The 9,267-nt window shown below is 73.3% G+C and carries 6 protein-coding genes; 1 reads left to right on the top strand and 5 read right to left on the bottom strand.

The genetic code is table 11. The features are described from left to right. From rpsP to EFL26_RS06535, 3 genes are all read right to left on the bottom strand, one after another. The coding region (rpsP, locus tag EFL26_RS06545; protein WP_123222079.1) for a 30S ribosomal protein S16 at window positions 1-445 on the bottom strand (445 nt) is incomplete at its 3' end. 185 nt (window positions 446-630) lie between these two features. Beyond that, complete coding sequence (locus EFL26_RS06540) at window positions 631-1,704, bottom strand: amidohydrolase family protein (protein WP_123222078.1); 1,074 nt, start codon at window positions 1,702-1,704, stop codon at window positions 631-633. Between the two features lie 112 nt (window positions 1,705-1,816). Continuing rightward, the gene (locus tag EFL26_RS06535; RefSeq protein ID WP_123222077.1) at window positions 1,817-3,829 is read right to left on the bottom strand and encodes a glycoside hydrolase family 3 protein; all 2,013 of its coding nucleotides are present in this window, start codon (window positions 3,827-3,829) and stop codon (window positions 1,817-1,819) included. A 159-nt stretch (window positions 3,830-3,988) separates the two neighbouring features. Here EFL26_RS06535 and EFL26_RS06530 point away from each other — a divergent pair, with 159 nt between their 5' ends. Next, entirely contained in the window at window positions 3,989-5,158 is a 1,170-nt protein-coding gene (locus tag EFL26_RS06530; RefSeq protein WP_123222426.1) for an ROK family transcriptional regulator, read from the top strand. 257 nt (window positions 5,159-5,415) lie between these two features. Here EFL26_RS06530 and ffh read toward each other — a convergent pair whose 3' ends face one another. Both ffh and EFL26_RS06520 read right to left on the bottom strand, forming a co-directional pair. After that, the gene (gene ffh, locus EFL26_RS06525; RefSeq protein WP_123222076.1) at window positions 5,416-6,957 is read right to left on the bottom strand and encodes a signal recognition particle protein; all 1,542 of its coding nucleotides are present in this window, start codon (window positions 6,955-6,957) and stop codon (window positions 5,416-5,418) included. Window positions 6,958-7,012: 55 nt separating this feature from the next. After that, window positions 7,013-9,265 (bottom strand): [protein-PII] uridylyltransferase, encoded by a 2,253-nt coding sequence (locus EFL26_RS06520; RefSeq protein WP_123222075.1) that lies wholly within the window; start codon window positions 9,263-9,265, stop codon window positions 7,013-7,015. Window positions 9,266-9,267: the final 2 nt, after the last annotated feature.

Genomic DNA, 9,267 nt, shown 5'->3' with positions numbered 1-9,267 from the left:
CCTCCTCGGCCGGAGCCTCGGCAGCAGGCGCCTCCTCGGCCTTCTTCGCCGCGGTCTTCTTGGCGGCGGCCTTCTTGGTGACGGCCTCGGACTTCGGCTCGTTCGCCGAGTCCTTGAGCGCCTCGTTGAAGATCTCGGTCTTGTCGCGCTTCGGCTCGGCCACCTTGAGGGTGCCCTCGGCGCCCGGAAGGCCCTTGAACTTCTGCCAGTCGCCGGTCACCTTGAGGATCGCCTCGACGGCCTCGGTCGGCTGCGCGCCGACGCCCAGCCAGTACTGCGCCCGCTCGGAGACCACGTCGATGAACGAGGGCTCCTCCTTCGGGTGGTACTTGCCGATCTCCTCGATCACGCGGCCGTCCCGCTTCTTGCGGGAGTCGACGACGACGACGCGGTAGTACGGCTGGCGGATCTTGCCCATGCGCTTCAGGCGAATCTTGACGGCCACGTTTGTGGTGTCTCCTTGGATGTTCTGTGGTGGGTGAGCAGCCCGCCACCAGGTGGGGACCGGGTCGGCCGCTCGAAAGGGCTCGCGCGATCGGGGTGAGAGGGTCCCTCACGCACAAGACTCAGCGCGCCATTCTGCCAGAGGTGCCCGCACGCACGAAATCCGCCCGGAGAGCCCCTGGACGGTTACACCACCCGCGCCCCGCGCAGCACTACGCGCGCCGGCTCGGCGAGCACGCCGAGGTCGCTGCGCGGGTCGCGGGGGTAGACGACGAAGTCGGCGGGCGCGCCCTCCTCGAGGGTCGCGTTCCAGCCCAGCCATGCCCGGCCGCGCCACGACGCCGCGCCGAGGACGTACTCCGCCGGCAGGCCCATCTCGGCCATCGCGAGGACCTCCTCGTGCAGGCAGCCGTGCCGCGACGAGCCGCCCCCGTCGCTGCCGACGTACAGCTCCACGCCGGCCTCGTACGCCGCCATCAGCACGTCGCGGCGCCGCCGGTGCAGGTCCTCCATGGTGGCCGCGTACGCCGGGAACCGCTCGCGCGCCGCGTCGACGTACTCGGGGAACTTGTCGGTCTGCTGCACCGTCGGGACCAGCGCGACCCGCTGGGCGACCATCTGCTCGAGGTGGTCGGTGCGCAGGCCGGTGCCGTGCTCGATGCAGTCGATGCCCGCGTCGAGCAGCGGCGAGAGCGAGTCGACGGCGAAGCAGTGGGCGGTCACCTTCGCGCCGTGCTCGTGTGCGACGGCGATCGCCTGCGCCACTGCGTCGGCCGGGAACGACGGCGCGAGATCGCCCTCCTCGCGGGAGATCCAGTCCCCCACCAGCTTCACCCACCCGTCGCTGCCCTCGGCCTCCCGGGCGACGTACCCGGGCAGGTCGGCGGGCTCGACCTCGTGGGCGTAGTTGCGGATGTAGCGCTTCGTCCGCGCGAGGTGGCGGCCGCACCGGATCAGGCGGGGCAGGTCCTCGCGCCGGTGGACCCAGCGGGTGTCCGACGGCGAGCCGCAGTCGCGCAGCAGCAGCGTGCCGGTGTCGCGGTCGGCGAGCGCCTGGGCCTCGATCGTGGCGTCGTCGACGGCGCCGTCGTCCTCGAGGCCGAGGTGGTTGTGCGCGTCGACCAGCCCGGGGACGATCCAGCCCTCGGCGGCCGTCTCGGCGCCGGCCTGGTGCTCGTGGGTGACCCGGCCGTCCACGACGTACAGGTCCCTCGCCTCCCCCTCGGGGAGCACGACTCCCCGGAACCGCGCGATCGCCATGCGCGCGACGTTAACGCACGCCGATCCCAGACATGGCGCAGAGATGAGCCCAGCAGCGGGCGCGTCCCCCGGCAACGCCGAAGCCGGGGACGCGCCCGCCCGAGGAGGACGCTCAGCCCTCCGTCCGCAACCCCCACCCGAACGGGTACAGCGGGTCGTAGTCGGCATCACCGACGTTGATCGGCTCCTGCGACACCGACCGCGGCCAGGTCACCGGCAGCCGGCCGGTGAACCCCGCCGTGCCGAACACCACGTCCGCGACGCCCTCGCCCTCGCTGCCGGGCAGCCAGGCTGCGACCAGGGCGTCGATCTGTCCGAGCAACGACGGGTCGATCACGACCGGCCGACCCGAGACGACGACCACCGTGCAGCTCGCGGCTTCCGCGCAGACCTTCGCGACCGCCGCCTTGTCGGCGTCGGAGAGCTCCATGGTCTTCGCCGGCCGCGGGACCCCGTGGTCGCCCGGGTCGTAGGCCCACTGCGGACCGCCGACGTCGCCGAAGCCCTCGGCGTACGGCGTCTCGCCGACCACGACGATGCCGTCGGCCCCGGCCGGCACGGGTGCGCCGGCGTCCTCGCTGTAGGTGACCTGGGCGTCCGCGTGGCGGATGCCGTCGAGGATCGTCTGCCCCGGGATCACGTTGGTCGAGCCGCCCTGCCACGTCAGGGTCCAGCCACCCGCCTGGTTGCCGATGTTGTCGGCGTTGCTGCCGGCGACGTACACCGGGTGGTCGGCGTCGAGCGGGAGCGTTCCGCTGTCGTTCTTCAGCAGCACCTGCGACTCCTGCACGGCCCTGCGGGCCACGGCCCGGTGCTCCGGGCTGCCGATGTCGTCGAGGTGGCTGCGGTCGGTGAACGGGTGCTCGAACAGCCCGAGCTCGAACTTCGCCGTCAGGATGCGCGAGACCGCGTCGTCGATCCGGTTCATCGGCACGGTGTGGTCCTGCACCAGGCCCACGAGCGTGGCGATGAAGTCGGGTGCTCCGACGCTGCTGCCGGAGTACGGCTCCATGAACAGGTCCACGCCCGCGTCGACCGACGTGGCCACCTGCGTGCGGTAGTCGCCCGGCAGCTGCCTGATCGCCTGCCAGTCCGACACCACCAGTCCGTCGAAGCCCATCGCGCCCTTGAGGACTCCGGTGATCAGCTCCCGGTTGGCGTGCATCTTGATCGGGTTGCCGAGACCGTCCTCGGTCCAGTCGACGCTGGAGAAGGAGGGCATCACGGAGCCGACGTGGTGCTGCTGCACGGCGGGCCAGTACGGCGCCAGGGCGAGCCGGTCGAAGGTCGCCCGGTCGACCTGGTCGACGCCCTGGTCGATCGGGTAGGCGCCGGTGCCGGCCTTGGTCGCGTCGTAGCTCGTCAGCCCGTCACCGGCGAAGTGCTTCGCGGTGGCCAGGACGTGGCGCGACTGGTCCAGCTGGCCGGGCTTGCCCTGGAGCCCGTCGATGATGGTCTCCATCGACTCGACCAGGTTCGGGTCCTCGCCGAAGCTCTCGTAGGTGCGGCCCCACCGGTCGTCGCGCGCCACGCACACGCACGGGGCGAAGGTCCACTGCGGCCCGGAGGCACGGGTCTCCTCGGCCGTGATCGCGCCGACCTTGCGGACCAGGCGCGGGTCTCGCGTGGCACCGAGGCCGATGTTGTGCGGGAAGACGGTCGCGCTCAGGAGGTTGCCGTGGCCGTGCACGGAGTCCACGCCGTACAGGATCGGGATGCCGAGGCGGGTCTGGAGCGCGGCCCGCTGGAAGGTGTCGACCATGTCGGCCCACGCCGCCGGAGTGTTCGGGTCGGGCACCGAGCCGCCGCCCGAGAGCAGGCTCCCGAGACCCCAGGTCGTCACGAGCGACGGGTCGGCCGCGACGTCGCCGCGCTCGGCCTGGGTCATCTGGCCGACCTTCTCCTGGAGCGTCATCCGGCCGAGGAGGTCGGCGACGCGGGTCGCGGTCGGCAGCGTCGCGTCGCGGTAGGGCAGGGCGTGGCCGTGGTGCTCGTGCCCGCCGGAGCCGCCGGCGGGGGTCGCGTGGCCGGCGGGGGCGACGAGCGCCGCCGACAGCAGCGCGGCACCTGCGGCGACGAGGACCGCGGCGGATCGCCGCCGGGTCCGTGAGGGATGGTGGTGCATGGCGTCTCCTGCCCGAGATCGGGTCCGGTCGAGCCGGTCCCCGAGGTGAGTGTGTCGCCGGTCACGCTAGGAACCGGGATTCGGCAGCGTCAATGCGGAAAGATCGCCAGCACGCGCCTTATTAGTGCGTTCTCCGGAGGAATGCCCTACCGTGCCGACATGGCGGACCGCACCTCGCTCGAGCGGCTGCGTGCCGCGAACCGGCGCGCGGTCCTCGGCGCGCTGCTGACCGACGGTCCCCAGAGCCGGGCCGATCTCGCCCGGTCGACCGGGCTGTCGCGGACGACCGTGTCGAGTCTCGTGCAGGACCTGATCGAGCACGGGCTCGCGGTCGAGACGACGGACCGCGGCCGCCCGCACAAGGGTGGCAGCGGCCGGCCCCCGCTGCTGGTGGCGGCCACGAGCGCCCGCGGTGGCGTGGCCGGCATCGACATCGGGCACCACCACGTCCGGGTCGCGGTCGCCGACCGGTCCGGCGTCGTCCTGGCCGAGGACGTCCAGCCCGTCGACGTGGACGACCACGGGTCCGCGACCCTCGACCGGGCGACCCGGATGGTGCGCTCGCTCGCGCGGGCGAGCGGCCGGGAGGTCGCGGACCTGCGCGGCGTCGGGCTCTGCGTGCCGGCGCCGATCGACCGGCGGTCGGCGCAGATCAGGTCCGGGATCCTGCCCGGCTGGCACGACCTGGTCCCGACCGACGAGCTGCAGGAGCGGCTCGGGATCCCGGTGGCAGCCGACAACGACGCGAACCTCGGCGCGCTCGCCGAGCTGCACCACGGTGCGGCCCACGGGGTCGGCGACTTCGTCTACCTCAAGCTGGCCAGCGGCGTCGGCGCGGGCCTGGTGCTCGGCGGGCGCCTCTACCGCGGCGCGACCGGCATCGCCGGCGAGATCGGCCACGTCCAGATCCTCGAGCACGGCCGCGTCTGCCGGTGCACCAACCGCGGCTGCCTCGAGACCGAGGTGTCGGTGCCGAGGCTGCTCGAGCTGCTCGAGCCGGCGTACGACGAGACCCTCACGGTCGACCGGGTGCTCGCCCTCGAGGCCGAGGGGGACGCCGGTGTGCGCCGCGTGCTCGGCGATGCCGGCCGGACGGTCGGGCGGGCGCTCGCCGACCTGTGCAACAGCATCAACCCGAGCCTCGTCGTGGTCGGCGGCCCGCTCGGCTCGGCGGCACCCCTCGTCGAGGGTGTGCGCGCCTCCCTGGACCGCTATGCCCAGCCGGCCACCGCCGCCGCCGTGCGGGTCGCGTCGGCGGCCCTCGGAGCGCGGGCCGAGATCACCGGTGCGATCGCGATGGCGATCGCCCGGGCCGCCCTGGAGGAGTGAGCCAAACCCGTACGCCGAGCGGGCACTCCCACTGCCGACCGACACCCCGAGCGGGCACTCCCACTGGCCACGGACGTCCCGAGCGGGCACTCCCACTTCAGGACGCACCCGAAGCCGGTGAGAGCGCGCAGCATTCCTGCCCGCTCGCCGCCCTCACGCGCAGCATTCCTGCCCGCTCGCCGCCCTCACGCGCAGCATTCCTGCCCGCTCGCCGCGCTCCCGCGCAGCATTCGTGCCCGCTCGCCGACCTCCCGGGTCTACTTGAGGTACTTCGACAGGTCGGGGAGCTGGCTGGGGTCGAAGTCCTCGGGCAGGTCGGCCGGCAGGCCGAACGCCGAGCCGGCCGGTGCGCCGTCCTTCTGGCCCTGCGCCTCGGCCGCCGCCCTGGCGGGGTTGCCGCTGCGCCGAGCACCCTTGCCCTTCTTCTGCTGCGGTGCCTGACGACCCTTGGCCTTCTTGCCCAGGCCCATCCCGGGAGACCCGGGAAGGCCGGGCATGCCGCCGCGCGCCATCTGCTGCATCATCTTGCGGGCCTCGAAGAACCGGTCGACCAGCTGGTTGACGTCGGCGACGGTCCGACCCGCACCCTTGGCGATCCGCGCGCGGCGGGAGCCGTCGATCATCTTCGGGTTCGCCCGCTCGGCGGGCGTCATCGACTGGATGATCGCCTGGATCCGGTCGATCTCGCGCTCGTCGAAGTTCTCCAGCTGGTCACGGAACTGGCCCATCCCCGGCAGCATCCCGAGCATCTTGGTCAGCGAGCCCATCTTGCGGACCTGCTGCATCTGCTCGAGGAAGTCGTCGAGGGTGAACTCCCCCTCCTGGAGCTTCGCGGCCGCCTTGGCCGCCTGCTCGGCGTCGAACGTCTTCTCGGCCTGCTCGATCAGCGTGAGCAGGTCACCCATGTCGAGGATGCGCGAGGCCATCCGGTCGGGGTGGAACAGGTCGAAGTCGGTGAGCTTCTCGCCGGCGGACGCGAACATCACCGGCTTGCCGGTCATCTTGGCGATCGAGAGCGCCGCACCGCCGCGCGCATCACCGTCGAGCTTGGTGAGCACGACGCCGTCGTACCCGACGCCGTCGAGGAACGCCTGGGCGGTGTTGACGGCGTCCTGGCCGATCATCGCGTCGACGACGAACAGGATCTCGTCGGGGGTGACGGCGTCGCGGATGTCCGCGGCCTGGCGCATCAGCTCCTCGTCGATGCCCAGGCGGCCCGCGGTGTCGATGATGACGACGTCGTGCAGCGTGCGGCGGGCCTCGGCCACACCCTCACGGGAAACCGCGACCGGGTCGCCGACACCGTTGCCCGGCTGGGGCGCGAAGACGGTCACGCCGGCGCGCTCACCGTTGACCTGCAGCTGGTTCACGGCGTTCGGGCGCTGCAGGTCCGCGGCCACCAGCAGCGGGCTCTTGCCCTGGTCCTTGAGCCACAGCGCGAGCTTGGCCGCGAGGGTCGTCTTGCCGGAGCCCTGGAGGCCGGCGAGCATGATCACGGTCGGCGGGGTCTTGGCGAAGGTCAGCCGGCGGGTCTCCCCGCCCAGGATCCCGACCAGCTCCTCGTTCACGATCTTCACGACCTGCTGGGCCGGGTTCAGCGCCTGGCTGACCTCCTCGCCCCGGGCGCGCTCCTTGACCGCCGCGATGAAGTCCTTGACCACCGGCAGCGCGACGTCGGCCTCGAGCAGGGCGAGCCGGATCTCGCGCGCGGTGGCGTCGATGTCCGCCTCGGACAGCCGGCCCTTGCCGCGGAGGGCCTTGAACGTCTCGGACAGCCGGTCGGAAAGCGTGGTGAACAAGTGATTCCTCGGGGTTCGTACGGCGGGATGCGCCTGCCAAGCCTACGGGACCGGCTCAGGCCCCCGGGTCGGCGTCGCCCCCGCTCAGGGCCGCGCGGACCGCGTGCGCGGCGTCGGCCGCCCTCCGGTCGCTCAGCGCGGCCGCCCCCGACTCCTGCACGTAGAAGACGTCGACCGCCTGCGGACCGAGAGTGTCGACGTGCGCCGAGGTGACCGTGATGCCGAGCCGGGCGAGCGCCGCACACACCAGGTGGACGACTCCCGGGCGGTCGGCCGCGCGCACCTCGAGCACGGTGGCCCGCTCGGATGCCTCGGGACGCACCACCACGGTGGGCGCGAGGACGGAGGGCCCGGTCGGGCGCAGCCGGGTGGCGGGGTCCACCCGGCCCTCGACCACCGCCTCGAGCCGCTCGCGCAGCACCGCCGCGTCCAGGCCCGTGCGGTCGACGTGCCAGACCGAGACGCCGAACTCCTCGAGGTTCCAGGCGCGGGCGGCCCGCACCGAGACGCGCTGGAGCGCGAGCATCGCCGCGGCGTCGGCGAGGAGGCCCACCCGGTCGCCGGAGACCACGGTGACCCGGGACCCGTCGGCGCCCTCCTCCACGGTGACGGCGACGTCGCGTGGGTCGCGCCGCACGGCGTCGGGGACCTGCACCGACCGGTACGCCGGCTCGGGGACCGGCCCGTCCGCGACCTGCGCGTCGCCGAGCACGGCCGCGGCCCGGCGGACCAGGCTCCGGACCAGGGAGGCGCGCCACGTGGTCCACGCCTTCTCCGACGTCGCCTTGGCGTCGGCCTCGGTGAGCGCGAACAGCAGCTCGAGCTCCTCGCGGTCGCGGATCCGGCTGGTGACGAGCTCGACGGTCGCCGGGTCCTCGGCGTCGCGCGTCGTCGCCGTCTCCGGCAGCAGCAGGTGCCAGCGCACCAGCGCCGTGACCAGCTCGGTCTCACGCTCGTCGAAGCCCATCCGCCGCGCGATCGCACGGGCGATCGGCTCCCCCGCGACGCAGTGCTCGGTGAGCTCTCCCTTCCCGATGTCGTGCAGGAGGGCCGCCACCATGAGCACGTCCGGGCGCGACACGCGCCGGATCAGCGCGGACGCCTCGATGCAGGTCTCGACGAGGTGGCGGTCGACGGTGAACCGGTGCACGGTCGAGGCGTGCGGCAGGAGCCGCACCCGCTCCCACTCCGGGAGGAAGGTGTCGAGGGCGTCGGTCTCGTCGAGCGTCTCCCAGACAGCGAGCAGCCCGGGTCCGGCCGCCAGCAGCCGGACCAGGAGGTCGCGCGCCTCGACCGGCCACGGGTCGGGCAGGGGCGGCACGTCGGCGACCAGCCGCGCGGTCGTCGTCGGCTCGAGCACCAGGTCGCGCTCCGCGGCCTCCGCGGCGGCGCGGAGCAGCAGGCACGGGTCGTCGGCCGGCCGGGCGTCGCGGTCGAGCACGATCTCCTCGTAGGCCACAGCGAGCCCGCCGCCAATCGACTCCAGCTGGGGACGCCGGCCGGCGGTTGCCTTCGGGGGCCGGCGCAGCACCGCGTCGACGCGTCGCCAGGTCAGCCGCGAGAGATGGGTCATCCGGCGCCCGAGGCCGCGGACGTGCTGCTGGACGGCCGCCGCGTCCGGCAGGTCGAGCAGCGGAGCCATGTCCGACCACAGCTCCGGGGCGATCCGGTCGTTGCCGCGGCCGGCGACGGTGTGCAGGGCGTCGCGCACGTCCAGGAGCGCCTGCCGGCAGCTCTCCAGCTCGCCGTGGGGCACGTCGACCAGCCAGGTGGCGACCAGGGCCTTGAGCACGGTCGCGTCGCGCAGGCCGCCGGTCGCCTCCTTGATGTCCGGCACCGAGTTGTGCGCGAGCTCGCCGAGCAGGCGGTAGCGGTCGCGCACCAGCGCCTGGAGCTCGGGGAGCCGCTCCTTGGCGTCACGGCGCCAGGAGGCGAGCATCGCCGTGCGGAGCCGCAGCGTGAGGTTGGGGTCTCCCGCCAGGTGGCGCACGTCGAGCAGACCCAGCGCCACCTTGAGGTCGGAGGCCGCCTGGTCGAGCATCTCGGCCGCCGAGCGGACCGAGTGGTCGATCTTGAGGCCCGAGTCCCAGAGCGGGTACCAGATCTCGCCCGCCCAGGCGCCGGCCTCGACGCCGACGTCGTGCACGAGCACCACGTCGAGGTCGCTGTACGGCGCCAGCTCCTCCCGGCCGTAGCCGCCGACGGCGACCAGTGCCACGCCGACGTCGGGCGCGCCGACGGAGGCGTACGCCTCCTGGCACAGCGTGTCGGCCTTCGCGGCCCGCTCGGCGCGCTCGGCCGCGGTCATGG

Source organism: Nocardioides pocheonensis, from assembly GCF_003725535.1.
GTDB classification, from domain to species: Bacteria; Actinomycetota; Actinomycetes; order Propionibacteriales; family Nocardioidaceae; genus Marmoricola; species Marmoricola pocheonensis.
The sequence above is the reverse complement of the archived record's forward strand: the minus strand, read 5'-3'. Positions and strand labels throughout refer to the sequence as shown.

What these genes read in the sequence shown, in the direction of transcription:
- EFL26_RS06530 (WP_123222426.1), top strand. Translation starts at nt 3,989, where the DNA reads ATGGCGGACCGCACCTCGCTCGAGCGGCTGCGTGCCGCGAACCGGCGC.
- EFL26_RS06540 (WP_123222078.1), bottom strand. Translation starts at nt 1,704, where the DNA reads ATGGCGATCGCGCGGTTCCGGGGAGTCGTGCTCCCCGAGGGGGAGGCG.
- EFL26_RS06535 (WP_123222077.1), bottom strand. Translation starts at nt 3,829, where the DNA reads ATGCACCACCATCCCTCACGGACCCGGCGGCGATCCGCCGCGGTCCTC.
- EFL26_RS06520 (WP_123222075.1), bottom strand. Translation starts at nt 9,265, where the DNA reads ATGACCGCGGCCGAGCGCGCCGAGCGGGCCGCGAAGGCCGACACGCTG.